24 protein-coding genes are annotated in these 25,358 nt (G+C 37.7%); 10 read left to right on the forward strand and 14 right to left on the reverse strand.

Translation table 11 applies throughout. The annotated features are described in order from the left end of the window. Nucleotides 1-244: 244 nt before the first annotated feature. Entirely contained in the window at nt 245-427 is a 183-nt protein-coding gene (locus O0236_RS09700) for a hypothetical protein (RefSeq protein ID WP_268913413.1), read from the forward strand. Between the two features lie 131 nt (nt 428-558). Then, on the forward strand, nt 559-1,092 hold the full coding sequence (locus O0236_RS09705) for a GNAT family N-acetyltransferase (RefSeq protein WP_268913415.1): 534 nt from the start codon (nt 559-561) through the stop codon (nt 1,090-1,092). Between the two features lie 39 nt (nt 1,093-1,131). Here O0236_RS09705 and O0236_RS09710 read toward each other — a convergent pair whose 3' ends face one another. After that, entirely contained in the window at nt 1,132-1,782 is a 651-nt protein-coding gene (locus tag O0236_RS09710) for a YoaK family protein (protein ID WP_268913416.1), read from the reverse strand. A 181-nt stretch (nt 1,783-1,963) separates the two neighbouring features. On the opposite strand from O0236_RS09710, the gene O0236_RS09715 reads away from it, so the two are divergent. Continuing rightward, the gene (locus O0236_RS09715) at nt 1,964-2,650 is read left to right on the forward strand and encodes a response regulator transcription factor (protein WP_268913417.1); all 687 of its coding nucleotides are present in this window, start codon (nt 1,964-1,966) and stop codon (nt 2,648-2,650) included. Nucleotides 2,651-2,652: 2 nt separating this feature from the next. Further along, nucleotides 2,653-3,984, forward strand: a complete 1,332-nt coding sequence (locus O0236_RS09720) for a sensor histidine kinase (protein ID WP_268913418.1) — start codon at nt 2,653-2,655, stop codon at nt 3,982-3,984. A 55-nt stretch (nt 3,985-4,039) separates the two neighbouring features. Here the strand turns inward: O0236_RS09720 and O0236_RS09725 are convergent, their stop codons facing one another. Together O0236_RS09725 and O0236_RS09730 are read right to left on the reverse strand one after the other, a co-directional pair. Beyond that, on the reverse strand, nt 4,040-4,768 hold the full coding sequence (locus O0236_RS09725; RefSeq protein ID WP_268913419.1) for an L-ribulose-5-phosphate 4-epimerase: 729 nt from the start codon (nt 4,766-4,768) through the stop codon (nt 4,040-4,042). Nucleotides 4,769-4,836: 68 nt separating this feature from the next. Beyond that, on the reverse strand, nt 4,837-6,447 hold the full coding sequence (locus O0236_RS09730) for a xylulokinase (protein ID WP_268913420.1): 1,611 nt from the start codon (nt 6,445-6,447) through the stop codon (nt 4,837-4,839). A 560-nt stretch (nt 6,448-7,007) separates the two neighbouring features. On the opposite strand from O0236_RS09730, the gene O0236_RS09735 reads away from it, so the two are divergent. Then, nucleotides 7,008-7,211, forward strand: coding sequence for a cold-shock protein (locus O0236_RS09735; RefSeq protein ID WP_125008494.1), 204 nt, complete (start codon nt 7,008-7,010; stop codon nt 7,209-7,211). Nucleotides 7,212-7,388: 177 nt separating this feature from the next. On the opposite strand, the gene O0236_RS09740 is transcribed toward O0236_RS09735, so the two are convergent. Continuing rightward, nucleotides 7,389-8,372, reverse strand: coding sequence for a ketopantoate reductase family protein (locus tag O0236_RS09740; protein WP_268913421.1), 984 nt, complete (start codon nt 8,370-8,372; stop codon nt 7,389-7,391). Between the two features lie 221 nt (nt 8,373-8,593). Further along, nucleotides 8,594-9,610: a biotin/lipoate A/B protein ligase family protein gene (locus O0236_RS09745; RefSeq protein ID WP_268913422.1), complete on the reverse strand. Its 1,017-nt coding sequence runs from the start codon at nt 9,608-9,610 to the stop codon at nt 8,594-8,596. A 78-nt stretch (nt 9,611-9,688) separates the two neighbouring features. Here O0236_RS09745 and O0236_RS09750 point away from each other — a divergent pair, with 78 nt between their 5' ends. Next, on the forward strand, nt 9,689-10,060 hold the full coding sequence (locus O0236_RS09750; protein ID WP_268913423.1) for a glycine cleavage system protein H: 372 nt from the start codon (nt 9,689-9,691) through the stop codon (nt 10,058-10,060). Between the two features lie 64 nt (nt 10,061-10,124). Then, entirely contained in the window at nt 10,125-10,343 is a 219-nt protein-coding gene (locus tag O0236_RS09755; protein ID WP_268913424.1) for a hypothetical protein, read from the forward strand. A gap of 46 nt (nt 10,344-10,389) precedes the next feature. Here the strand turns inward: O0236_RS09755 and O0236_RS09760 are convergent, their stop codons facing one another. The 4 genes from O0236_RS09760 to O0236_RS09775 all read right to left on the reverse strand — a co-directional run bounded on the left by O0236_RS09760 (nt 10,390) and on the right by O0236_RS09775 (nt 13,736). Beyond that, nucleotides 10,390-11,157, reverse strand: coding sequence for an ABC transporter ATP-binding protein (locus tag O0236_RS09760; RefSeq protein WP_268913426.1), 768 nt, complete (start codon nt 11,155-11,157; stop codon nt 10,390-10,392). Then, entirely contained in the window at nt 11,150-12,067 is a 918-nt protein-coding gene (locus O0236_RS09765; protein ID WP_268913427.1) for an ABC transporter permease, read from the reverse strand. Before O0236_RS09765 ends, O0236_RS09760 begins: the two co-directional genes overlap by 8 nt. A gap of 29 nt (nt 12,068-12,096) precedes the next feature. Next, nucleotides 12,097-13,062 carry an ABC transporter substrate-binding protein gene (locus O0236_RS09770; protein ID WP_268913428.1) on the reverse strand — a complete coding sequence of 322 codons (966 nt, stop codon included), beginning with the start codon at nt 13,060-13,062 and terminating at the stop codon, nt 12,097-12,099. Nucleotides 13,063-13,421: 359 nt separating this feature from the next. Next, nucleotides 13,422-13,736 (reverse strand): hypothetical protein, encoded by a 315-nt coding sequence (locus O0236_RS09775; RefSeq protein WP_268913429.1) that lies wholly within the window; start codon nt 13,734-13,736, stop codon nt 13,422-13,424. Between the two features lie 126 nt (nt 13,737-13,862). On the opposite strand from O0236_RS09775, the gene O0236_RS09780 reads away from it, so the two are divergent. Next, nucleotides 13,863-14,693 carry a DegV family protein gene (locus tag O0236_RS09780; protein WP_268913430.1) on the forward strand — a complete coding sequence of 277 codons (831 nt, stop codon included), beginning with the start codon at nt 13,863-13,865 and terminating at the stop codon, nt 14,691-14,693. Nucleotides 14,694-14,741: 48 nt separating this feature from the next. Here O0236_RS09780 and O0236_RS09785 read toward each other — a convergent pair whose 3' ends face one another. Both O0236_RS09785 and O0236_RS09790 read right to left on the reverse strand, forming a co-directional pair. After that, entirely contained in the window at nt 14,742-17,471 is a 2,730-nt protein-coding gene (locus O0236_RS09785; RefSeq protein WP_268913431.1) for an MMPL family transporter, read from the reverse strand. 251 nt (nt 17,472-17,722) lie between these two features. Then, a complete protein-coding gene (locus O0236_RS09790) occupies nt 17,723-18,712 on the reverse strand; it encodes a LacI family DNA-binding transcriptional regulator (RefSeq protein WP_268913433.1) in 990 nt (329 codons plus the stop codon). A gap of 166 nt (nt 18,713-18,878) precedes the next feature. Between O0236_RS09790 and O0236_RS09795 the strand changes: the two genes are divergently transcribed. Both O0236_RS09795 and O0236_RS09800 read left to right on the forward strand, forming a co-directional pair. Continuing rightward, on the forward strand, nt 18,879-20,621 hold the full coding sequence (locus O0236_RS09795) for a phospho-sugar mutase (protein ID WP_268913434.1): 1,743 nt from the start codon (nt 18,879-18,881) through the stop codon (nt 20,619-20,621). Between the two features lie 174 nt (nt 20,622-20,795). Next, nucleotides 20,796-22,136, forward strand: coding sequence for a dihydrolipoyl dehydrogenase family protein (locus O0236_RS09800; RefSeq protein WP_268913436.1), 1,341 nt, complete (start codon nt 20,796-20,798; stop codon nt 22,134-22,136). On the opposite strand, the gene O0236_RS09805 is transcribed toward O0236_RS09800, so the two are convergent. The 3 genes from O0236_RS09805 to O0236_RS09815 are packed head-to-tail and all read right to left on the reverse strand — an operon-like array spanning nt 22,127 to nt 25,337. Then, complete coding sequence (locus O0236_RS09805) at nt 22,127-23,098, reverse strand: ABC transporter ATP-binding protein (protein ID WP_268913437.1); 972 nt, start codon at nt 23,096-23,098, stop codon at nt 22,127-22,129. The two genes, O0236_RS09800 and O0236_RS09805, sit on opposite strands and share 10 nt — an antisense overlap. A 2-nt stretch (nt 23,099-23,100) precedes the next feature. Beyond that, a complete protein-coding gene (locus tag O0236_RS09810) occupies nt 23,101-24,627 on the reverse strand; it encodes an ABC transporter permease/substrate-binding protein (protein WP_268913439.1) in 1,527 nt (508 codons plus the stop codon). Nucleotides 24,628-24,680: 53 nt separating this feature from the next. Beyond that, complete coding sequence (locus O0236_RS09815; protein WP_268913440.1) at nt 24,681-25,337, reverse strand: histidine phosphatase family protein; 657 nt, start codon at nt 25,335-25,337, stop codon at nt 24,681-24,683. Nucleotides 25,338-25,358: the final 21 nt, after the last annotated feature.

The following is a 25,358-nucleotide window of genomic DNA, read 5'->3' on the forward strand; positions in this document are numbered from 1 at the left end:
AGATTCCTATTCTTAAATTAACGATTAACAATTTTCAATCCCACACACGTCCCTTCATTTTAAAAGTATTATAACTGATGACTGTACAATAATGCAACTACTCAAAAGACTAAGGGGTAGTATTATTTTTTTAATCAGTTATAATAGATATGGAAAATGAAAGCGCAACCATAACTATGAAAACAAGCTTGTGGATAGTCGAGTTGCGTCATTCTGCCAATATCTTTTGAGGGGAAGCGTAATTATGGACAAAAACTTATTAATTTCATTAATTGGCTTATTCACATTGATTTTTGGTACGATTTTAGCATCGATTGTTGCAACTTGGGGGATTGGTCAAATGTTACCTGAATTGGGAGCATTTGTAGTTTCTGCCTTTATCGCATTGGGGATTGCTAAAGCATCTCACCTGAATTTCAGGAACTAATCAAAAACACTATCAGATTCAAAACGAACCCGGCTAGCGATAATTGCTATGTGGGTTCGTTTTTAGTTATTATATTTGAAAAGGAATATACTAGAATCACTAATAATTGATAACTACTGGGGGAATTTGCTTTGTTTATTCATCAAATTAACGATTCACTGGCGCTGAAGTTTCCAAGTATTAACGATGCAGCTGATCTTTACGAGCTAGTTGATACAGATCGTAGAATACTTAGTCAATGGCTACCTTGGACTGAGCAAATGATGTCAGTTCAAGATGAGACTGCATTTTTGGATTACGGCATCAAACAAATGGCTGAAAGAAAATTCTGGTTTACCCTGATTATGGTCGATGGTGAAGTAGCTGGAATGATCGATGTTCATTCAATAGATGAAGAATATCATCGTGGTGAGATCGGTTACTGGCTAAGTTCTCGTTTCCAGGGTCAAGGTGCCGTCACGGAATCATTGGCGGCAGTCGAAGAAATTGCCTTCAATGAATTAGGAATTCATCGATTAGAACTACTGGCAATGGCGACTAATACCAAAAGTCGGGCTGTAGCTGAACGGCGCTTCTTTCACCAAGATGCCGTCTTAACCGATTACCTAGTAAATAATGGTGAATACGTTGACGCTGTACTTTACTCTAAAATTGCCCCAGCATAAAAAAGACCGGCCAGAATTTATTTTCTGTCCGGTTTTTAATTAACGACCAAAGATTAAAGTAATTAGCAAAATGCCTGCGGATATCAAGATTGTTTTAGCCCCTAAGTAAGGCAAGAAAAATCCGCTCAAAACGGCACCAATGACAAATGATAAGAGGATCAAGCTCATTTTACCTGCAGTTGCTCGGGCTTTTTGATCACCCGTGGTCAAAAAATCAAATCCGGATTCAGCAAATGTGCGAATGTTTCCAGTCATCATTAACGATGTGAAGGGCTTACCCTTCAACATCCTAAACTCTTGTAATTGAGCAGCTGCCGCAATTGATAGCAAACCAGTAATAATTAATCTCGGAAGCACTGGTGCTAAAAATGCCACGGCTGCAAACATAATAATTTCATAAATCAAGGTTAACTCTTGCCGTTTCAAAGCAATTTCACTTGGATAATGTTGCTGAATAACTCGCATAATGAATACCCCAAGCATGAACATAACTGCTGAGAATAGTTCCAAACCAGCCTGGGAAAATTGACCACTCCCAATGTGAATTCCCATCAAAATTAAGTTCCCAGTTTGTAAGCCGGCGAAAACACCGCCGTTATAAAGATAAGAGTAAGCATCTAATGCCCCGGCGGTTGCCGCTAACATCATGCCAGCAAATAATTTTTGATAAAATTCTTCATCTTTTTCCATCTGTTTGACTTCTTCCGTTATGTAATTGCGACATTATTATACCGATATTTATTCCGTGCGCCAACGAATTCACCTGCTAATTTATATGTTAAGCTTCATTTATTGTTTGAATGCTATAATTGTTGCAAGATTATTAACTAGAAGCAACAATTCTAATTTCAGTGAACCCGGAGGTTTTACCTTGAAAGATTTAAAAATTCTCGTAATTGAAGATGATGAAGATCTAGCCCAAAGTTTAAAATTATTCTTGGATGATTTGGGCAACGTCACTCTTAGTAATGATGGCTTTGACGGCCAAATGCTAGGAGAAGACGGTATCTATGACCTCGTCGTCCTAGACTTAATGCTTCCAGAAATCAGTGGATTTGAAATTCTCAAGAAATGGCGCACCACTGATAAATTAGATATGCCTGTCCTAATTTTAACAGCTAAAGATACGCTAAGTGACAAGGTCCACGGCTTTCAACTCGGTGCTGATGATTATTTAACTAAACCATTTCACCGTGAAGAGTTACTTTTACGGGTCAAAGCCCTGCTTCGCCGTTCCGGACGCATCGGTGACGAAAATCAATTAGTCGTTGGCAACTTTACTGCCAATCTAAAAAATCGCACAGTAACTCTAAGCGATACCGAGCTCGATTTAAACGGTAAAGAATATGATCTATTGATATATTTCTTACAAAATCCGGAAACTATCATTACCAAAGAACAGATTTTTGATCGCCTATGGGGATTTGATTCTGATACCGCCCTCTCAGTGATTGAAGTATATATGAGTAATTTACGTAAAAAAATTAAACAAGCATCAGATATTCAACCTATCAAAACAATTCGTAATGTCGGGTATATCTTGGAAACGGAGGCTTAAATTTGTCACGTAAAGATCCACAAACTAAGCAACAGCGCTCTTTCTTTATTAAAGAATTATTTGCCTTTGCGCTGTTATTTATTTTACTGGGATTCACCGTTTATAGTATTTTCCAAAACTCTGTTTTTCAAAATATTAATCAAGGGTTAGTCAACCAACGAACTCAAATTCTTAACAATGAGTCCCAGCCTACTATTAAAATCAATCCTAACAAGGGAACCGCCAATATATCACCATCAATCGGTGGCCCTTTTAGATCAACAACCATTGTCTTTAATTCTAAGGGAATTATTATTAATAAGCCCATGTTAGGAAATCATTTTTACTCACTGATTAAAAACATTCAGTTAGATAAGACTCAGACTGATAAAGTCTACGACATGACGATTGGATCACAGAACTTTACCAGTCATTTCCGAACGCTGTTAGTTAAAGTACCAAAAAGCAACCCCAATCCTTTATATGCAGGAAATTACGCAATGATCGTTGAGAACGTTGATGCAGATTTATTGGCTCTGAAGAGTTTTGAGCGAGCCATCTTAATCACGATCATATTCTTCTGGATTCTGGCTATATCCATCGCTTACTTCTTATCACGATCAAGCATGAAGCCCATCTTAACATCGTGGAAAAAACAACGTGATTTCAGTGCCAATGCCGCGCATGAATTACGAACTCCACTAACTGTCATCCAAAACCAACTCGAATTTATGCTGACAAAACCAAATGATAAAATTTTAGACCAAGCTGAAAAAATTTCCACATCATTAAACAGTGTTAATCAATTGCAAACATTGACTGCACATCTGTTGACGCTCTCTCGTTCTGACGCCGACACGGTTCAAGTAAATATGCAGTCTCAATTATTAGAACCATTTTTCAAGGAAGTTATTACCCCTTACCAAGATGTCGCTGCCAGTCAAAGTAAAACTTTAACTGTTGCAGTCGATGCCCCAGGAGCTGGAGTATTTGATAGTGGCCTAATGCGTCAGTTAATAGTAATTCTTGTTGATAACGGATTAAAGTATAGTCCTAAAGATGGTACGATTGGCGTCTCAGTTAACCGAATCAAAGATACTTTAACTATCAAAGTAAGTGACAATGGTCCAGGCATCCCTAATGAAGATAAGAAACGAGTATTCGATCGCTTCTACCGCACAGATAAATCCAGAAACAGCAAGACTGGTGGTAATGGTTTAGGTTTAGCAATTGCTTCCACAATCGTTAAGCAGCATCATGGTAAAATTGCGGTCCATGATAATCAGCCAACAGGATCAATTTTCGAAGTTAGCATTCCTTTGAAGAATCATAGTACGAATTTGACGACAAAATAAAAGCACATCTGCCACTACATATTATTTATGTAATGGCAGACGTGCTTTTTAATTACTATTCATGTGCAGCATGTGTTTTAGACTTGGCATTATTTTGTCCATAATACGCATTAGCACCGTGTTTACGATAATAATGTTTGTCTAATAAATATTGTGGGACATGGCTTTCATCTCGGGTAAGTTGTAAATCATGATAAGCAATCTCTGCTGAAACTTCTAAGACTTTAGCATTATATACTGATTTATCAGGAGTGGGTCCCCATGAAAATGGTCCATGCTGACTGACTAAAACAGCAGGAACAGCGTCTGGATCTAATCCTCGACGGGCAAATTCATCCACAATGACTTTTCCAGTGTTTAGTTCATACGCTTCTTCGATTTGTTTCTTTGTTAAAGCAGGGGCCGCTGGTATATCTCCGTAAAATGTGTCCGCATGTGTAGTACTTACGGCTGGTATATCCATTTTAGCCGCTGCAAAAGACACAGCCCATGGAGAATGAGTGTGGGTAATTCCACCGATGTTAGGAAAATGATTATATAAATAAGTATGTGTAGGGGTATCTGATGAAGGATTCATATCCCCTTCCACAACTTTACCATCTAGATCAACAACAACCATATCTTCTGGTTTCATTTCGTCATATTCGACTCCTGATGGCTTGATGACAAACAATCCCTTTTCCCTATCAATTCCTGAGACATTTCCCCAAGTGAATGTCACTAAACCAAGTTTAGGTAACTGCATATTTGCTTCATAAACTTCTTGCTTAAGTTTTTCTAGCATAATTTTAACTTTCCTTTTCTATAAAATCATTAAACCTGCGTTAGTTTAAACTGCCAAACTCCGCACCATTATTTATTCATTTTCATTGATTCCACAGCGTTTTGTTCAGCAGGTAAAGCTGCTTTGTAGTTATCAATAAATTTGTCATATCCAGCAACGCTTTCTGGAACCGGATTAAGAGTGGCACCTGTTGCATCTTTAAATACTTTATTTTCAAGGTAGCTTGAGAGACTCTCACCGGTCTCTTTATTAACCGCATAAAGCGCGAGAATTGCCATACCCCAAGGTCCGCCTTCACCAGCGTTGTCCATAACCGTAATTGGCGTATCTAAAGCATCGGCTAGAACTTGCTGAGCTACTACGGGCGTTTTGAACAAACCACCTTGTGCAATTAAGACATTAGTTTTGATGTGTTCTTCACGTAGTAAAATATCCATACCAATTTTCAAAGGTGCAAACGCTGAATACAACTGTGTCTTGATAAAGTTAGCTAGATTCATTTTTGCATCTGGTTTTCTGACAAACATTGGTCTACCTTCAGGAACACGAGTAATATTTTCGCCAGATAAATAACTGAAGTTAACTAATCCACCAGCATCCTGATCACCTTTAACTGATTCAGAAAATAGTGTTCCGTATAAATCGTTAGGACTCAATTGAACACCTAATAATTTTGAGAATTCATTAAACAGTGAAACCCAGGCATTAATATCCGAAGATCCATTGTTAATGTGAACCATTGCCACTGGAGCTCCATCAGGGGTAGTGACAATATCTATATCTCTGTGAACTGATTTCATTGGTTCATCCAATACAACCATCGAAAATGCTGAAGTACCTGCTGAAACATTCCCTGTCCGAACCTTAACAGCATTAGTGGAAACCATTCCTGTACCAGCATCACCTTCAGGGGGTGCAATTAATGACCCTGCTTCAAGTTGGCCTGAAGCATCAATTAATTTGGCTCCATCCCGAGTTAATTGACCTGCAGTGTCTCCAGCAAGCAAAACATCTGGTAATACATCTTGTATATCCCATGGTCTTGCTTTAATTAGATCAAGGTCGTTAAACTTTTTCAGCATCGATGTATCATAAGTCTTTGTATTATTATCTATTGGAAATACACCTGAGGCGTCCCCAATTCCTAGAACCTTTTTACCAGAAATTTTCCAAGTTACATATCCTGCAAGGCTGGTAATAAAGTCAACATCATCGATGTGTGATTCATTGTTCAATACCGCTTGATATAAATGTGCAATACTCCATCGTTCAGGAATATTGAAATCAAATAATTCAGTCAATTTGTCAGCGGCCTGACCCGTAATGTTGTTTCTCCAAGTTCTAAAAGGAACAAGTAACTTTCCATTTTTATCAAATGGCATGTACCCATGCATCATTGCGCTAACGCCAATTGAGCCAATATTTTTTACATCTACGCCATAACTATCATGTATTTCTCGGGCCATATTTGCATAGCTAGTTTGAATTCCATTCCATACTTTATCTAAAGAATATGTCCAAATACCATTGTCTAGTTCGTTTTCCCAAATAAAGTCGCCAGAAGCAATCGTTTGAAAGTCGTCAGTGACTAGAACTGACTTTATACGAGTGGATCCCAGTTCAATCCCCAAAGAAATGTTTCCGCTTACAATTTTGTCTTTTAATTGTTGTTTATCCATTTTATTTTCCTCCACAACATTCCCAGAACTTGTATTACAACTGTAAGTATAAAATATTTGTACGTATAAATCAATTAATATCGAAATTCATTTGACAAATTACGCATTTTTTGGAGCTCTCTTATGTATGGCAATAGACAAAATTTAATAACACAAAAACAAACCAGCGTAAATTTGGACCCATCTTAAATTAAGTTATTTTTTAACTAGCTTGTTATTTAACATTCTTTTCGAAACATCTGTTATACTTTGAATGGATTCACTAAAGACCATTGTTGGCAACGTTTATAGTTGCTTTGATCTTTGAATTTGTGAGCCTTACGATTAGTTTTTAGTTATTCCCGTGGAACAATAAGAAACTAAATGCACCGTTTGAAAATATATGTGGTTCTTTTGATTGACATAGTTCGTAGCTATTGGTATATTATAGCTAATGTGATTTAGGTTCGAGTTTTTAAGGTCTTGTTTTATTTTTATGAAATAACTTCCTTGGAATTACGTACAACTAGATACATTAACAAATTTTTTTATCGCGCAACTGCGCAAGGAGGTTTCATATTATGAAACAAGGTACTGTTAAATGGTTTAACGCTGACAAAGGTTACGGATTCATTACTACTGACGACGGTGACGTATTCGTTCACTTCTCAGCTATCCAAAAAGACGGCTTCAAGTCATTAGACGAAGGCCAAAAAGTTACTCTTGACGTTGAAGACAGCGACCGTGGACCACAAGCTGCTAACGTTAACGTTGTTGAAGACTAATAATTCAACATCATCTAAACCAGTGATTATTCACTGGTTTTTTTGTACATAAAAATATCTTTAAACACCAAAAGGCCGATTTGCATTCACGCAAATCGGTCCTTTTTTATGTCATTAATTTATTCTATGTGTCAGTTTGAATCTGAAATCTATGTGCTTATTCTATGTGATCAATTATTATTTTGCCGCTACCAATGATTTAACGTAACTATCCACATCAAAGGTACCAGAAAATTCTGATAAGTGAACTAAATTTCTCAAGAAATCATGTGTCTTGGCTTCATAGTGATACTTAGTTCCTAAATCATAAATATATCCATTTATATAATCAACTTCTGTTGGGCGGTTCTTTGAGATGTCTTGATACATTGATGGAAAATGAAGTGGATTGGAAACTTCACTAACATATTGAATAGTTTCCCATTCTTCTTGTCGGGTATTCAAAAGAGTAATACCTGCCCGCTCACAAACATCAAAAGCTTCATCGATCAGCTGAACTCCTAACTTGCTAGCAACATCAGATTGAATAAATTCACCCATTCGGATCTTAAACATCGTACATAGCGTGTTAATCACTGAATTGAAGATCACTTTAGCCATTAATGTACCTAAAAAGTTAGTCGTCAAATTAGGATTAAGATTGGCTTGTTGAAATTCATCAACGATCTTATAAGTCATTTCATCAGGTTTTTCTGTTTCGTTGGCAATATTCATTGAACCAGCACCTGATTTACCGATGAAATCAACATCCCCCGCTTTATTCAACACAGTCCCAATCAATGCAGTTCCACCAAGGACCTTTTCTTTATCGAAATACTGATTGATTTTTTCGATATGCCCCATCCCGTTCATGCACGAAACCACGTACTGACGATCATTAAAAAATCGAGAACTTCTTTTTAGCATCTCTGCTAGTCCATGTTGTTTCGTGAAAATAATCAAAACATCTGGATCACCATCATAATCTTCAGGAAAATAAATATTGACTGGCACTAATCGTTTATCTTGCCCATCACGAGAAACATAGACCCCATTCTGCTCGTGAATGGTGTTAACTTGTGGTTCCCAGGTATCAACGAAATCAACGTCGAAGCCAGCATCCTGAAGTAACACACCATATCTTAAACCCATTGCTCCTGCTCCTAATACCGCATACTTCATATATTCGATCTACCCCTTCTGAACATCTAGACTGATTGCCTAAAATTATTTAATATTCGTATTATGAGATTTAGATTATAAAATGTCAACAAAAATTAGTTTACGATGTGAAAGTGCGTCCGTTTAAAAACTTATGTAAACTATCGACTTTCACATTAAATGTTAGATTATAAATATTAAAGTTATTCAATAATAAAAAGCACTGATTATACAATCAGTGCTTAACTATTTAAAAATTGATTTAAAAAATTACTCAATTGTTTAAAATCAATATTTCTTAATTTACCTTTTTTAATAGCATTTTCAATATTCACTCGGGACGGTGCCTTGCCTATCAAGGCATTCTCAACTTGTTTTAAATCCCCGTCGACTGAAAAATCAGGATTGAACTTCAGGTGAACGACTTCATTGTGAGTAGTGGTGTAATTAATGCCCAATCTACCATCAGCAAACTCTTGAGCAACATAGTGATAATAGCCAGGATTACGACCATAATTCCATTCATCAGTGCCGTATGTTTCTGCCATTCGTTGATCGATGATTTCCCAATCCTCATCAGTCATGTGGTAAACCTCAATGTCATCTAGATCATCAACTTCAAAGATTTCCTTCAATAAATATTCACGTAAGCCTACAATATCCATTGAATCAGGTAAAAAGTCCTTCAAGTTAACTACTGGGCTCCGTCTAGAAGCCACTCCCAAGCGCTTGGCCTGTTCTGATTCATCTTCTGTCAGACTTTCATGAGCATCATCTAGATTCAAGTCATACATAATGGTTCCACCGGCTGCCAAGCTGCGGCCATTTTTAAACATCGTCATTCCTGAAAACTTTTTGCCTTGAAAAATCAGGTCGCTGCTGTTTTCCTTCATCTGCACATCAAGACCTAATTTACGTAAAGCATTTAAGACAGGTTCTGCAAAATAAGCGTAATTACCAAATTCAGAATCATCATCGATCAAAATATTCTCGAAAATAATATTTCCCAAGTCATGGTAAACTGCTCCCCCTCCAGACGTTCTCCGCACAAGCTGAATATCATGTTGATGAAGAAAATCAACATTGACCTCAGCCCATACATTTTGATTCTTACCGATAATCACTGAAGGTTGATTAATATACATCATCAGCCCATGTCCAGGTAACTTTTTCTCGTTGACAAAATAGTTATCTAAGGATTGATTAACGCGCGCATCAAAAACTGGCTCCCCATTTCTGCTGGTATCAATTAAATACATGATTACCACCCCTTTAATTAAGTTATGTTTCTATTATACGTTATAATTAGGGTAAACATGATAATGAGGTGACTAGCCATGGCTAAAAAATCGTTATGGGAAAAGATAAAAGGTTTGTTTTCTAATCATTCAGCAACCGCTGCATCACAAGTTAAAGATGGTATATTGTACGCACCCCAAGCAGATGGAACTTATTTACTCAGCATTGATAAATCAGTTTTTGAGCAACTTGGCCAAATTACCTTCGCTGATTTTCCGACCGATCAAAGCAATATTGACGTTGATGACGACATTCTAGATATTGAGGGCGATAAATCCGTTGAAACATTGAAGTCACCAATTGCTGGTAAAGTTTTGAAACGCAACTTCGAAATTGGCCAGGATATCGATCAGTTAAACCAAGCGGATCCACAAAAAAATTGGATTATGACAATACAACCTGCAAATTAATAATGCAGATACTTAACATATAAACTTACTGAACTATAATGGAGTTGTTAGGAGGTAAGTATTTATGGCAAACACAACAGCTGAATCTGCATTCTTAAATGTACCAATGAATGAAGGATTTGATTGGAGTGATAGCACGGTGCCAGTTCGTGATGCTCTATGGAACCACTACATGGAAAACAACGGACACGATACTAACGCCACCGAAAAGGACATGGAGAAGTATTTATCAATGTCCGAAGATGACATTAAGTCAGACGTCGAAAAACTATTACACAACTAAAATTACTAAATAAAACAACCAGCTAATTATATTAGCCGGTTGTTTTTTAGTTCTCGAATAAAGAGATTAACTCATTCTTTGTTAATCGTTGTTTTTCTTCATTATTTAGATCAACTTTGATTTGGCCATCTTGAACCATGATCAAACGATTGCCATAAGTTAAGGCATCTTCGACTTTGTGGGTAATCATTAATGAAGTTAGTTGTTGTTCTGTAACAACTTGGTTGGTCAACTCCATCACTTCAGCGCTAGTTTTAGGATCGAGAGCAGCTGTGTGTTCGTCTAATAGTAATAATGCTGGCGAACTAACTGTTGCCATTAATAATGACAGTGCTTGCCGTTGTCCACCAGATAAATATTTAACTGGCGTATCAAGACGATTCTCAAGTCCCATTTGTAAACTAGTCAATTTCATTTTGAACTCTTGACGTTTCTTTTGGGAATTGAAAAAGCGGAGATTAATGCGGCCATTTGCTTTTTCAGCTACTGCCATATTTTCATATACTGTCAAATCACCTGCAGTTCCCAGCTTTGCATCTTGGAATACTCTCGAGATCCATTTCGATCGAGAAGAAATCGATTTGTTAGTAATGTCATTGCCCATAATCTTCATCGTGCCTGCATCAGCTTTTAAATTACCGGCAATCACGTTCAACAAAGTGGATTTACCAGCCCCGTTATTACCGATTACTGAGATAAAATCACCAGGGTGAATATCTAAACTGACGTCTTTTAAGATATGCCGCTGATTTTCCGTACCTGGGAAGAAAATTTTATGGACGTGCTGCATTTCTAAAACAGAAGAACTATTCATTTATCTTCACCCCTGACTTTAAATTAATTTTTTGAAGGTAACGTTTCAATTGTTGTCGAGAACGATATTGATTTTGAATCATTGGCAATACGATTACGATAACTAAGATGATTGCCGATAAGATTTTCAGATCATCTGGTGATACCCCAACGTTCATTGCTAACGTCAATAACACTCGGTAAACGATTGCTCCTAATACCATAGCGGTCAATCGCCAAACCATTTTCTTAGCAGGGAGAATTATTTCTCCAACCAATACGGATGCCAAACCAATGACGATGGTGCCAATTCCCATACCAATATCTGCGAATCCGTTACTTTGAGCAATCAGTGAACCGGAAACAGCAATCAAACCATTGGAAATTCCGTAACCTAAGATGATGGTCCGATTTGTTTTGATGCCATTTGCTGCACTCATCGTGGCATTATTACCAGTAGCTCTTAGAGCCAGACCACTTTGCGTTTTGAAGAATGTTACCAATAAACCAACCACTACTGTACAAATGATCAGGCCAATGATAATTGTTTGAACCGTAACGTCCCAAGTTTCTGGAAGGTAACTAGTTAACACCCGTTGATCTAATAAAGGAATGTTAGCTTTGCCCATAATATGCATATTAATGGAATACAGCCCTGTCATAGTCAAAATACCAGCTAATAAAGAGGGAATGTGGAGTTGCGTATCCAACAATCCGGTGACCACACCAGCTAAGAATCCAACAACGAATCCGCATAACATAGCCACGATTGCTGATTGTCCTGACAACATTAATTTAATAGTGACCGCTGCACCCAGCGGGAAACTCCCCTCAGTGGTTAAATCAGGAATGTCCAAAATTCGAAAAGTAATAAATACCCCAATCGTTAAACACGCCCACATCAGTCCCTGTCCAATACCATCAATAATCATTTATGCTACCTTCCTTTCGTTTCTCGTTCCTATGGTTCTTGAATCTTTGCTGGGTCGATTCCCAATTTTTTAGCCCGTTCGTTGTTCACGTATAGGCGCAAAGTCTTTGATTTTTCCACTGGCATATCTTTAGGATTCTTTTTATCCAAAATCACCTTGGCAGCCATCTTGGCGGTTTGTTTACCTAAGTCGCGATAGTTAATACCATAAGTCGCAGTACCACCATCTTGGGCCATTTCAATCGAACCAGTCACAACAGGTAATTTCTTTTCGCCAGCAACCTTACCAATAATCTTCATTGAGCTAGCCATTAAGTTATCAGTTGGTAAGTAAAGGCCTGAGATTTTGTTACTTAGAACACTTAGTGCTGATTGAACATCGTTTGATGAATTAACACTGATCACCTTTAACTTCAGATTATTTTTCTTAGCATATTGTTTAGCCATGTTTACTTGAAGTCCTGAATTTTCTTCAGATGAGTTATACATAACCCCAATTGGCTTGTTGTTCTTAGTCAAACTCTTTAATAACTTCAATTGCTTATCTACTGGTCCAAGATCCATTGTTCCAGAAACATTGGTGCCTGGTTTTTCAGTGCTCTTAACCAATCCGGCTGATTTCAAATCAGTAACGGCGGTTGTAAGAATTGGTGTCGTCTTAGTCTGCTTAGCAACGGTTTGTGCTGATGGTGTTGCGATAGCCAAAATCAAATCTGGCTTTTTTTGAACGATTTGACGACTCATAGTGTTCAAGTTAGCTTGGTCACCTTGAGCATTTTGATAGTTAAAAGCAACCTGCCACTTAGGTTGTTTGTCTTTAATTTCTTTGGTTAATTCACTTTCAAACCCTTTTCGAGCGGCGTCAAGTGAACCATGTTGAACGATTTGTAAAACGCCCACGTTAACTGTTTTGTCTTTAGATGCCGATGATGAACAACCTGCCAAAGTAAGTGCAATAACGGGTAGAGCGATAATTCCCAATAATGATTTTTTCATGATAAATTCCTCCCAAATTTTAAGAAACAAAAAAACCAGCTAGATAAAGTTCATCTAGCTGGTACGGGCCCGTTATTGTCCCAGCTAGATCAATCTCGTATCTAACTGGCAGATTATTTCATGTATAAAAACACCTTAGCCATTTGATTAGATACGAACGCAGTGCGTGAGCGTTCGTATCCAAGTTGTCGAATACAAACGCTATCTAAAGAAAAAGCTAAAGGCAAATTCATTATTCAATTGTGTGTATTTAAGTTTTTGCATAGTTGCAAACCTCCACAAATGATTAAAACTAATTTAACATTAAATGAGAAAGACTGTCAACATCAATTTAAAATTTGATTTATTTGGACAACCTATCACAATGACAGTTTTGTTTGTGCTTCACTAACTAACTGTTCATCCAAAAATTCGCTTGTAAAGCGTTGCAATGGTGTGTAATCATGGCGATCTTTAAATTTTACAGGGATCGATTTTACAACCGCCACCAACATATTGTTTTCAGTGATAAAAATTTGACCAATACCTTTTGGCTTACCCTTGGTATGCTTACCCGTACGCCAACTATGTAGTTTAAACTCACCGCTATCATCTCGCTTGATAACATACTTTCCAGAATCATCGGTGGTTACTGGCACACCAATGTATTGGAACACTTCATACTGATTTTTCAAACTTGTACCTCATTTCGTAAATATGAATTGTTTATGAATATCTAAGAATTATTAATGAATATTTAAAACTAATCACTTATCAATACTATAATCAAAGGTGGAATAATTAAAGAGGTGATACTAACTATGACTAACATCAAAATTGTGACAGATTCTGCAGCTTCTCTGTCTCCATCAACTATCAAGGATTTGGACATAACAATTATTGATCTGCCAATTTTTATTAACGGTAATCTGTATGGTTCTGTTAATAATATCCCTAGTGATAAATTTTTACATTTATTAGGTCACTGTACCACAACACCAACCATCGGACCCGCCAACGTCAAAGACCTGACCAATTTATATGATGAGCTTGGAAGAGATGGTAGTCAAATAATCTCAATTCATCTTAGTAGTTCACTCACATCAACATTTAAAACCGCTCAGGTGGCAGCTAAGGCATCTAAAAGCTATGTCTCGGTTCTGGATAGCCGAGCGACTTCAAGTGGCTTAGCCTATCAGGTAACGAAATTTGCTGACTATATTAAATTACACTATCCCATAGATAAAATCATTAATTTATTAAATAATCTTCGTCAACGGACTCGAACATATTTTTCCGTGGCCAACAATAATCAGTTGATCAACCAACAATTAATTAGTAAGTTCCGAGGTAAAATTGAACAGAGATTCAAAACCTCATATATTTATCAATTTACCAACAATAATTTTGATTTAATGATGCGCAGTCGATCAGTCGACAAATTTTGGGACAACCAAATTCAAAAAATGCACAACGAAAATATCGTCAAACTATCAGTACTTCACGCTGGAAATTCGCAATGGGCCAGCGTGATTCAAGATGTTTTAGCAACCGAATTTCCATTCATTAATATCGAAATTCATGTCACAAAACCAGAAATGGCCTGCTTTATGGGCCTAGGAGCAACCGGAATCACTTACTTGTTAGGATAAAACAAAAAGCACCTCCAGACATTTTTTATGCCGGAGATGCTTTTTTAATTATTCATCTGTACTCTTTTTGACATGTTTCTTGTTTAAATTAAACAGATTACCAAAGTAATTATCATAAGTTAATTTATTTAAGCTTGGTAACGATACTGGGATAATGATACCAATAATCACGATACCAAATATCAAACCAATGGCAACTTGAATCATAGTTAAGACACCTGACATTGTTAGTGCAAGGCTACCGACAATGACTACTGACATTGCCAGCATAATCATTGTGCCAAGTTTACCAACAGAAGATACCATTTGATCTGCAGTAGCTGGTTGCTTAGCCTGACGATTGGTAATGAATACCGCTAAGGCGAAGTTCATTAAGAATGCAAACAATAAAATGAACAATGCTACAGGAGTTACTGAAGTTAGCTGACTTTGTTGTAAGAAACTGTGACTGAACCACTTGCTAAATCCAAGTGACATGAAGTAAGCAATGAGGCCAATATTGCCAACGTATGCAGCTTGTAGGATTGAAGCAGAAACTAGCATTGATAGGACAATTAAAATTCCTGCAAAAATCACTGTCATTTTGACGAAGTTAGCCTTTGAAATTGTCTTAGCATTTGCCAATGTTGCGGGAACTCCACCAACTACCACTTGGGCATTCTTTAGAGTAGTTCCAGCAAAGTTGTTTTTCATTTGTGAGCTAATTTCATTTACATAATCCATAGCAGGTTTGCCGTTAGGATCATTCTTTAAAATTACGCTAATCTTAGCAGTTTTCTTGTCATCAGAAAGATAGCGTTTAATTGATTGGCGGAAAGTACTACTCTTCAAAACATCCTTTGGAATGTAGAATGTTTGGCCAGCAGGTGACTTAGCCATCTCGTTAAGGAAGTCTCGTGACTGTTTAATTTCCTTAGTTGAGCTCTTAACCTGTGTGCCATAACCCTGAATTTTTGATTGAAGGGCTGCTAATTCCATTCGGAATTGTGAAACGCTTTGAGTGGCACTATCTGTTTGACTAGTAATACCGTTCAATGCACTGTTGATCTTATCTTGTTGTGCCTGGTCAGCGGTTGCCCGTTGCAATGCTTCTTCAACCATGGCCCGTTGATAACGATTCATTCGTTTGTGGTTGCTTTGGCTTAATTCTGCTTGCACCTGATTAACAACTTCAGTTGGTGTCTCAGTCACATTATTAGCAGCGTTATAAGCTTGGATTTGGCTAACTCGATCAGCAATCGTTGTCACTGAACGGTCAGTTTTGGTCAATGGGCTCTTACTGATTTTAGTTGTTTTAAGTCCCTTAGCCACACGATTCAATGAACTCATATTAGTGTCTAAGCTACCTGTCACAATTTGTAATTGCTCTTGCATATAAAGTTGTTGTAGTGGTTCGCCTTCAGGTTGAGTAACTGAATTAATAGCACTAACTTCTTTATTAGCAGTTAATTGATTTGAAACTCGATCAATTTCTCTAAGATCAGCATCATTGTCTAATTTATGGTCAGCTTTAATGTACACAGTGATTGGTTCAGCAATTCCTGCAGGAAAGTGATTCTTGATGACCTTGTAACCATCTTTAGCAGATGATGATTTAGTTGATATTTCTATTGTAGGATCAAACGAAACTGGTCCCTTACTGTTAACAACAAATGGAATAGCAATCAAGATTGCTAAGACCAAGGCTACCAGTGGATACTTGGCAGATTTGCCGGCTAAGAAATTCCAACTTCGGTTATAATCATGAGCTTTGAGATTGTTTGAAGGTAAAAACACCCTGTTGCCAAGCCAATAAGTAAAGAATGGCAAGAATGTTAATGTAGCAGCGAGCAAGATGATGATTCCGATACCTATACCAGCAAATGATTGGACCAATGAGTAGTTAACGAATCCTAATGAGCCAAACGCAATTGCCAGTACTCCAGCCGAAACTGCGGTCAACTGAGTAAATCTCTTTTGAACCGCAAGACTTGCTTCAACGCCATCTTTACCAGCAACTAATTGGTTCTTAAAACTATTAAAGTAAAATAGTGCATAGCCTGTACCCAGTGTGGCAAGGACTAACATCAATCCTGCTTGAGTATCTCTTGAAATTGGTAAGCCATACTCTGAAGCTAAACTACCAATTGCCCAAAGAGAAACAATATAAGCAAAGGATGTGGTCAATACTGAGATCAGAGGAATAATTACTGAACGGAATACCACAAGTAGCAATAACAAAATAAAAATAGCGATAATAACTGTCGCTTTAACTAAGCCATTACGAGCTGCGTTATTTGTATCTCTTTGAATGGTTTTAAAACTAGTAACGTATGTTCTCAATGAAACAGTTTTGACAGCTTTTTTAATTTGGTTATTCATGGTTTTAACCGGAATGGTTTTATCCACGTCCAAAATTACTAACTGAGTGGTTTGATCCTTAGCAATTAGTTGTTTCTGTGCTGATAGGCTGTCATTAGGCGTAACCATTGATTCAACGCCTAATTGCTTTTGAGATTTTTTTAATTTTGTAAGAGTGGTGCTCATGTTAATAGTTTGTTGAGAATTAAACTTACTACCTGAATTAAATACCACGACTAATCGACGAGTGTTTTGCCCAGATTTATGAAATTCACTGCCAATGCGACTAGCTACCTTACTCGACATGGAGCTAGGTATCCGCGTGTCCCCTTTTTGATTTACTAAGTTAGTGAATCTTGGCATAAAGCTAAAGCTCACGATAATCATGATTACCCAAGCAATAACTACCCCAATATATCTCTTGAAGTACTTATTCATATTTCTTCTCCTTAAATAATTGCTACAAAAATTGCCTTTAAAGTAATAAATGCCAATCATTAACTGGCAACGATTGGCATAATTTTTATGAAACGTATTTAAATTAATGTTAATAATACTGCCTAAATACCAGCAGTTTATGAAAACAAACCATTAATCCACGTAAAATTACTTCTCTAACACAAATTATAATTGAGATTGGCAATAAGTCAATCTGATATTAATTAAGTTACTACTAATAGAAGCGTGATTTAACGACTACTTTCGCGAATTACTAATTCATTTGATACAATTATCTTTTCAGTGGTCTGCTTATCATTATCAATAGCATCTTTGACCATATTGATTGCTAAGACGCCCATTCTCGTGGTTCCAACTTTAACTGAACTAAGGGCCGGAATGACATATTTCGCAATTGAAGTATCATTAAAGCTCACTATGCTAACATCGTCGGGAATTCGTTTACCAGACTCCATTAGAGCCTTCTCAGCACCTACGGCCATTGCATCATTAGAGACATATAGTGCCTGTGGAAATTCATTTCCTAATTCCTTGAGTTTTTTCAAAACCAAGTCATGTGCCTCATCCATTGTGTAGTCAGCAGTCAAAATATTTTGGGCCTTGAATAATGATTTGTTTACTAGATATTTCTTGAAGATCTTGGCCCGTGGATCTGCAATTTTAAGTTTGCCGTCGCTCGTCGTTTCTGTACCTGAGAGCATACCAATATTAGTAATGTCGGCATCGATAAAATGATCAATAACTTTTTTAGTGGAATTCTCAAAATCAGTCACAACACAGTCATAACCCAAAGCTAGCGTGTCAAAATCGACGAACACTATGTTATTCGATTTTTTAGTCAACTTTTTGATTTGATCATCACTATATTTACCAATCGCAATAATTCCTCTGACATCCCCAATATCATTCAGCGAATTGTCAGCAAAATACTGCTGAATTCTCAGCCCCTGTTTACTGGCAGCCTTTTCAGCACCCATTCTAATCGATAGATAATACAAGTCGTCCAGTTCTTGAGCTTCTGTATACCATTGCACGATAGCAATAGTATTTTGGGTGGCTGTTTTGCGGCGATTTTTAGTGTAAGACACCGATTCAGCAACTTGAAAAATCTTTTTTCTAGTCGCATCACTAACTGACAAAGTCTTATCATAATTCAATACTCGCGATACAGTTGTAATCGATACCCCTGCTTTTTCGGCGATATCTTTAATGGTTGCCATGTTCTTCATATCCTTCGCTCATTATTTTACTAAAATAAATATATTTTGTTTACTCAATTAAGTCAAGTTTTTGTAGTACTTATAAGTATTTCGCTCTAGTAAAATCATTGACTAACCAGAAGTGAATTTCTATAATTAAGCTAATACTAATTAGGAGGCCGTACTCGTGAATGATTACGAAGCTCTATATAAGAAATGGATTGAACAACCTAACTTACCAGAAAATTTAATCAATGATTTAAAAACTTTAAAAAACGATGACACTAAACGTGAAGATGCCTTTGCAACCCCACTATCTTTTGGGACTGCTGGAATGCGTGGGCTTCTGGGTGCCGGAATCAACCGAATGAACATTTATACAGTTCGACAGGCAACCGAAGGGCTAGCTGCTTTTATGGACACATTGGATGAGGCCACTCGTAACCGAGGAGTCGCTATCAGCTTTGATTCACGCTACCATTCAACTGAATTTGCTCACGAGGCCGCTCGAGTACTTGGCGCCCACAATATCAAATCATTTGTTTTTGATGATATGCGCCCAACACCTGAATTATCATTTGCCGTCCGCCATCTCAATACTTATGCTGGCATTATGATTACTGCTAGTCATAATCCAAAGCAATATAACGGTTTTAAAATTTACGGAGAAGACGGTGGTCAAATGCCGCCAAAGGAATCTGATTTGATTACTTCATATATTCGTAAGGCTGATGATGTGTTTGCAATCAAAGCCACTCCAGAGCAAGACCTTCGCGAACAACACATTATGACTTTGATCGGTGAAGAAGTGGATGTAGCTTACCTTGACCAAGTGAAGACAGTCAACATCGATTCTGAACTTGTAAAAACAACTGGTAAAACCATGAAGTTTGTCTACACCCCACTTCACGGAACTGGTCGTGTAATTGCTCGCCGTGCCTTAGAAGCTGCTGGTTTTAGTAACTATTCCGTTGTGCCAGAGCAAACTATTGCTGACCCTGAATTTTCAACCGTGCCATTTCCTAATCCAGAGTTTCCACAAGCCTTTGACCTAGCTAAGCAACTTGGTAAGAAGGTCAACGCCGATGTACTCATTGCAACCGATCCAGATGCCGATCGTCTAGGTGCTGCTGTGCGTTTGCCAAATGGTGATTACCAATTACTTACTGGAAACCAAATTGCTAGTGTCTTATTGAATTATATTTTGACTGCTAAGCAAAACTCTAACACCTTACCTGTTGATGGCCGGGTCGTTAAATCAATTGTTTCTACTGAGTTAGCAACCAAAATCGCCTCTTCATTTGGTGTTGAAACTAAGAGTGTGCTAACAGGATTCAAGTTTATTGCAGAAGAAATTCATAAATACGAAACTAATCATAACCACACTTTCTTATTTGGTTTTGAAGAAAGTTTTGGTTATTTAATCAAGCCATTCGTTCGTGATAAAGATGCCATTCAAACAGTTTTATTACTTGCTGAAGTTGCCGCATACTACAAGAGCCAGGGAAAAACTCTTTATGATGGTGTTCAAGAAATGTATCGCAAGTATGGCTACTTTACTGAAAAAACTATTGCCAAAGAATTTGATGGCCTTGACGGTAAACAAAAGATGGCCCACATTATGGACCAATTAAGAAATGAACCGATTACTGAATTAGCTGGTCATAAAGTTATCCGCCACGCTGACTATTCAACTGCCACTCAGACTGAAGCAGATGGTTCAACTACTCAAATTGATTTACCAAAATCAAATGTTCTCAAATACTGGTTTGATGACGAAACATGGTTAGCGGTTCGCCCATCAGGTACAGAACCTAAGATTAAATTTTATCTAGGCTTCGTTGATACCAGTGAACAAGCAGTAACAACAAAACTAGATGAATTTGAACAACAACTAGATCTTAAAATTAATGACTTAATTAAAGATTAAAAATAAAAGCCCATAATTCTATTCAGAGTTATGGGTTTTATCTTTCATAAAAACTATGACAAGAGCAGTCAAACAAATAATTTAAAGTTAAGTTATTTCTCAGATTTCATCTTATCAAAAGTATCGTGATAAAATAAACCTAACACTAAGACTTATTCGTCTGGAGGGATTCGTATGGAAAACAAACAAGTCGATGTAATTATCATCGGTGCTGGTCCTGGTGGATTGGCCGCCGCATATCAGCTTGCTAATACTAAATCAGTTTTGGTAATTGAAAATGATTTATGGGGTGGTACATGTCCAAACCGTGGTTGTGATCCAAAGAAAATGTTGTATAGTGTCGTTCATACAAAGCAACAGGCAGCTGACCTAGCATCCGTTGGTTTACAGAGTGATTCAAAAATCGACTGGGAATCCATGATGGCCTTCAAGACAAGCTATACGGAAAAAGTTCCTTCTGGAACCCTGGATGGTCTTAAATCGACAAAAATTCTGACGGAACATGGTCAGGCTAAATTTATCGACCAAGATACGATCATGGTTAATGAAACGAACTACCAGGCAAAGAAAATTATCATTGCTACCGGTCTTCACCCTGTAACGCCTGAAATACCTGGAAGTGAGTACATTCACACCAGTACTGATTTCTTGAGTATGCCTCACTTACCTGAAAAAATCGCCTTTTTAGGTGGTGGCTTCGTGGGTATTGAATTGGCAAACATTGCCGCAGAATCTGGAGCAGAAGTCCATTTGATTCAACACAACCACCAGATTCTTAAGGCATATCCTGAAGAATTAACAGAGCAGCTGGTCGATTCAATGACTAAGCACGGGGTTAACTTCCATTTCGATACAGAAATTAGTAGTATCCAGGAAAAGGCCGATGGTAATTATGAATTAACCGGAAACAACGATTTCAACCTTGAAGTTGATGAGGTGTTTACTTCAATGGGCCGCCAACCTGAACTAGATTCACTGAACCTTGAAATTCCTGGAGTTACCTTTGATAAACGCGGTATTCAAGTCAATGCTTTCATGGAAACTGCCAATTCTAACGTATATGCAATTGGTGACGTGGCTAATAAGTCGATACCAAAACTTACTCCTGTTGCGTCATTTGAAGGAGCTTATGTTGCCGACCGAATTCTTAGCCAATCAGACGAACCGATTGATTATCCAGCTATTCCTCAAGTTGTCTATTCTTCACTCCAACTCGCTAGAACCGGAGTAACACCACAGGAGGCTCATGATAATCCTGATATGTATGTCGTCAAGACTGCTAAAGCTGGTAGCTGGTACACATTTAATCGAATCCAAGATTCTAACGCTGTCATAGTTACAGTTTTGGACAAAAAAAACAACACCATCGTCGGAGCGACAGTATTGTCGAAGATTGCTGATGAAATTATCAATTATCTAACTTTCGAAATTAATCAGAGAGCCGATAAGCAAGCAGTGGATAAACAAATTTTAGCTTATCCTACCCCTGCCTCTGATCTAACATATTACCTTTGATACTCACGGAAGTCGTTCATGCTTCTTAACAAGTCAGCTTGATTGAGATAGCCCACTGAACCATCTTCGGAATCAATTTCAACTTCACCAACTTCATTGATAATATCTAATACATCACCCACCGTAGCGGTTTCCTTAATCTTAGGCACTGCAACGGTGGTTTTTTTAGTATCTGTAAGATAACCCAGGAGCTTAAGCTTACTTAGATAAACTCCATAAATGTCATATGCTAACGAGTTAGCAAACATTTGCGAAACAAAATCATTGGCTGGTGAATTAACCACTTCATCAGGGGTGCCAACCTGCTCAAGATTACCCTCTTGCATGACTGCGATTCGATCCCCTAATTCTAGGGCTTCATCCATGTCATGGGTAACGAAAACAATCGTACTATTAGTGTTTTCATGAATTCGTTTAACTAGGCTACGTAACTGTCTCCTGGCAATTGGATCAAGTGCACTAAAGGGTTCGTCCATCAATATTAATTGTGGGTTAGCCGCAAATGCTCGTAAAATACCGATCCTTTGTTGCTCACCACCGGAAAGTTCTTTAGGATACTTAGACAAATATTGTTTAGGATCCATATCAACTTCTTGTAATAATTCTTCAGCCAGCGAATTAGCAGTCTTATTGGACTGACCACGCATTTCAGGAATCAACGTAACGTTTTGTTGGACCGTCATATTTGGAAACAATGCACTACCCTGTAAAACATAACCGATCGACATTCGTAATTCTCGTAAATTATATTCCATGCTACTTTTGCCCCGGAGCTGAATTTCTCCAGACGATGGATCAATTAAACGGTTAATCATTCTTAAAGTCGTGGTTTTTCCACTACCTGAAGCACCAACCAAAACAAAAAACTCTCCTTTGTTAACTTGGAAGGAAACATCATTAACGCTTATCTGGTCATCGAATCGCTTAGTAACATGATTAAATTTTAGAATTGGTTCTGCCATGATTACTTCCCTCCAATCAAGTGTTGAGACACCAGGTAATTCTTTGCAACAGTTGCGGCTGAGCGCTTTTGAACGTTAACCTCGTAATTCATTTGTTGCATATCTTTTTCGCTAATTTTGCCAGCTAATTTATTCAACGCCTTAATGATCTTAGGGTTATTCTTAGCAAAGCTGTCTTTCATTAAAGGTGCGCCTTGATAAATTGGGAATAATTGTTTATTATCGCGAAGCGCAACCAAGTGATATTGCCTAATTTGTGAATCAGTTGAATATCCGTCAGCGATGTTGACAGCCCCTTTATTGAGAGCTTCATAACGCAAATCAGGATCCATCGACTGATACTTCATCTTCAAGCCATAAAGCTTCTTGATTCCTCGATACCCATCTTCACGATCAATGAATTCCAAATCAAAGCCAGCATTTAGTTTATTACTAATGCGGCGAAGATCAGAAATGGTCTTTAGGTGATATTTAGCCGCGAAGCTTTTCTTAACCACCAAAGCGTAGGTGTTGTTGTACTTCATTGGTTTGGCAAAGTTCATTCCAAATTGAGATTTAAGATCATTTTTAGCAGTGCGATAAATTTGTGGCGCATTCATATCTTGAACCGGTCGATTTTCCTTTACCAATCCCTGCAAAACTGTCCCAGTAAATTCAGGGTACATCGTAATTTGATTAGATTTAAGAGCATTAAATAAGAAACTGGTTTGACCAAAATCAGGTTTTAAAGTGACCTGAACTTTTGGATCACTATTTTGAATTAAATCTCGGTACATATTAATTAATATTTCAGGTTCAGAACCCATCTTTCCAGCAATGGTAATGTTCGGTTCATTTTTTTGTAACCCTTGATAAGTTTCAAATCCAGCAATCCCGACTACTAGTACGCCAAGCGATATTAGCATAGTTCGCAATCTCACCCGCTGGAGCAATTGAATTAGGCCACTAAATATTACAGCAACTAACGCAGACGCAATAGCACCAATTAAAATCAGTGAATTATCGTTTCGACTAATTCCCAGTAAAATAAATGTTCCCAGACCACCGGAGCCGATCAATGCGGCTAAAGTAGCGGTCCCGACAATTAGAACCATGGCTTGACGAACCCCGGTTAAAATAACTGGCATGGCAATTGGCAATTCAAATCGTCTTAGTTTTTCCCAACGGGTCATCCCAAATGCATCAGCCGCCTCTTCAAGTAAGCTATCAATTGAGGAAAGGCCAACGAATGTATTCTGAAAAATTGGAAAAATAGCATAAGTTACCAATGCGATAATCGCTGGAACCTGGCCAATGCCCACGAACGGAATTAACAATCCCAAAAGGGCTAGGGACGGAATCGTTTGTAAAATTCCGGCTATCTGGTTTAATAGTTCCGCGATTCTTTTATGTTTTTGAACTGAAATGGCTAACGGGACTGCAATGATAATTGCAATCAACAATGAAACGACAGATAACCAGATGTGTTGGCCGGTTGCTTGCCATAAATCGCTGCCACGTTCAGACAAGGTCTTTAATAAAGTACTCATCTTGTGTCACTCCTTAAAAATAAAAAAACCAGATTGACTGGCTTTTTTCTCGGCTATACTTCACCAAGATTATTAAAGTATTCTACGCTAATATCATCGTCATCGATAATCAATTTAGTAACACTCCCATTGGCAGTGGCTTCACCTATATCTAAATCTGGTGCGTAACGATCGACGATTGAACGAATGGTCATTCCGTGAGACACAATTAAAATTTGGTCACCATCATGCGTGTTTTCTCTGATTTTGTCGAAGCCAAAATTCAGTCGTTCCCAGAACATAGCGTTGTTTTCAGCGTGATTATACAGATCGGCTCGGTGAATCAAATCACGAGCCCTCTCTAAACCGAAGTTCTTTAGTACTTCGCTCTCAGTACTTTCTTGAACTTGAACTCCGACAAATTGCCACATTTGGCTCAAATCACTACCTTCAAAGTAGCCATGAAACTGTTCCCTTAATTCGGGGTATTGATAACTAACAATATTCATGTTGTTAGGGTTTTGTTTTAGTATCAATCTTTCAGTATCAATGGCTCTTCCAGAATCACTGCTAAATGCTGCAGCAAATGGAATGTCTTTTAGTCGTTTGCCGGCATTTTTTGCATCTTCAATACCTTTATCAGTTAATGGTGAATCAATCCATCCTTGTACTCGATTATAATAATTTAAATATGTTTGACCATGGCGAACCATATAAGCTGTTACAGTCATCTTAAATCATCCCACTTCCTG

This window comes from Lentilactobacillus sp. SPB1-3, assembly GCF_026913205.2.
GTDB lineage: Bacteria > Bacillota > Bacilli > Lactobacillales > Lactobacillaceae > Lentilactobacillus > Lentilactobacillus terminaliae.

Coding starts and splice junctions, on each gene's coding strand:
- O0236_RS09735 (WP_125008494.1), top strand. CDS start 7,008: ATGAAACAAGGTACTGTTAAATGGTTTAACGCTGACAAAGGTTACGGA.
- O0236_RS09810 (WP_268913439.1), bottom strand. CDS start 24,627: ATGAGTACTTTATTAAAGACCTTGTCTGAACGTGGCAGCGATTTATGG.
- O0236_RS09755 (WP_268913424.1), top strand. CDS start 10,125: ATGGCAAACACAACAGCTGAATCTGCATTCTTAAATGTACCAATGAAT.
- O0236_RS09730 (WP_268913420.1), bottom strand. CDS start 6,447: ATGGATAAACAACAATTAAAAGACAAAATTGTAAGCGGAAACATTTCT.
- O0236_RS09765 (WP_268913427.1), bottom strand. CDS start 12,067: ATGATTATTGATGGTATTGGACAGGGACTGATGTGGGCGTGTTTAACG.
- O0236_RS09770 (WP_268913428.1), bottom strand. CDS start 13,062: ATGAAAAAATCATTATTGGGAATTATCGCTCTACCCGTTATTGCACTT.
- O0236_RS09790 (WP_268913433.1), bottom strand. CDS start 18,712: ATGGCAACCATTAAAGATATCGCCGAAAAAGCAGGGGTATCGATTACA.
- O0236_RS09800 (WP_268913436.1), top strand. CDS start 20,796: ATGGAAAACAAACAAGTCGATGTAATTATCATCGGTGCTGGTCCTGGT.
- O0236_RS09740 (WP_268913421.1), bottom strand. CDS start 8,372: ATGAAGTATGCGGTATTAGGAGCAGGAGCAATGGGTTTAAGATATGGT.
- O0236_RS09700 (WP_268913413.1), top strand. CDS start 245: ATGGACAAAAACTTATTAATTTCATTAATTGGCTTATTCACATTGATT.
- O0236_RS09805 (WP_268913437.1), bottom strand. CDS start 23,098: ATGGCAGAACCAATTCTAAAATTTAATCATGTTACTAAGCGATTCGAT.
- O0236_RS09725 (WP_268913419.1), bottom strand. CDS start 4,768: ATGCTAGAAAAACTTAAGCAAGAAGTTTATGAAGCAAATATGCAGTTA.
- O0236_RS09785 (WP_268913431.1), bottom strand. CDS start 17,471: ATGAATAAGTACTTCAAGAGATATATTGGGGTAGTTATTGCTTGGGTA.
- O0236_RS09750 (WP_268913423.1), top strand. CDS start 9,689: ATGGCTAAAAAATCGTTATGGGAAAAGATAAAAGGTTTGTTTTCTAAT.
- O0236_RS09780 (WP_268913430.1), top strand. CDS start 13,863: ATGACTAACATCAAAATTGTGACAGATTCTGCAGCTTCTCTGTCTCCA.
- O0236_RS09760 (WP_268913426.1), bottom strand. CDS start 11,157: ATGAATAGTTCTTCTGTTTTAGAAATGCAGCACGTCCATAAAATTTTC.
- O0236_RS09710 (WP_268913416.1), bottom strand. CDS start 1,782: ATGGAAAAAGATGAAGAATTTTATCAAAAATTATTTGCTGGCATGATG.
- O0236_RS09745 (WP_268913422.1), bottom strand. CDS start 9,610: ATGTATTTAATTGATACCAGCAGAAATGGGGAGCCAGTTTTTGATGCG.
- O0236_RS09815 (WP_268913440.1), bottom strand. CDS start 25,337: ATGACTGTAACAGCTTATATGGTTCGCCATGGTCAAACATATTTAAAT.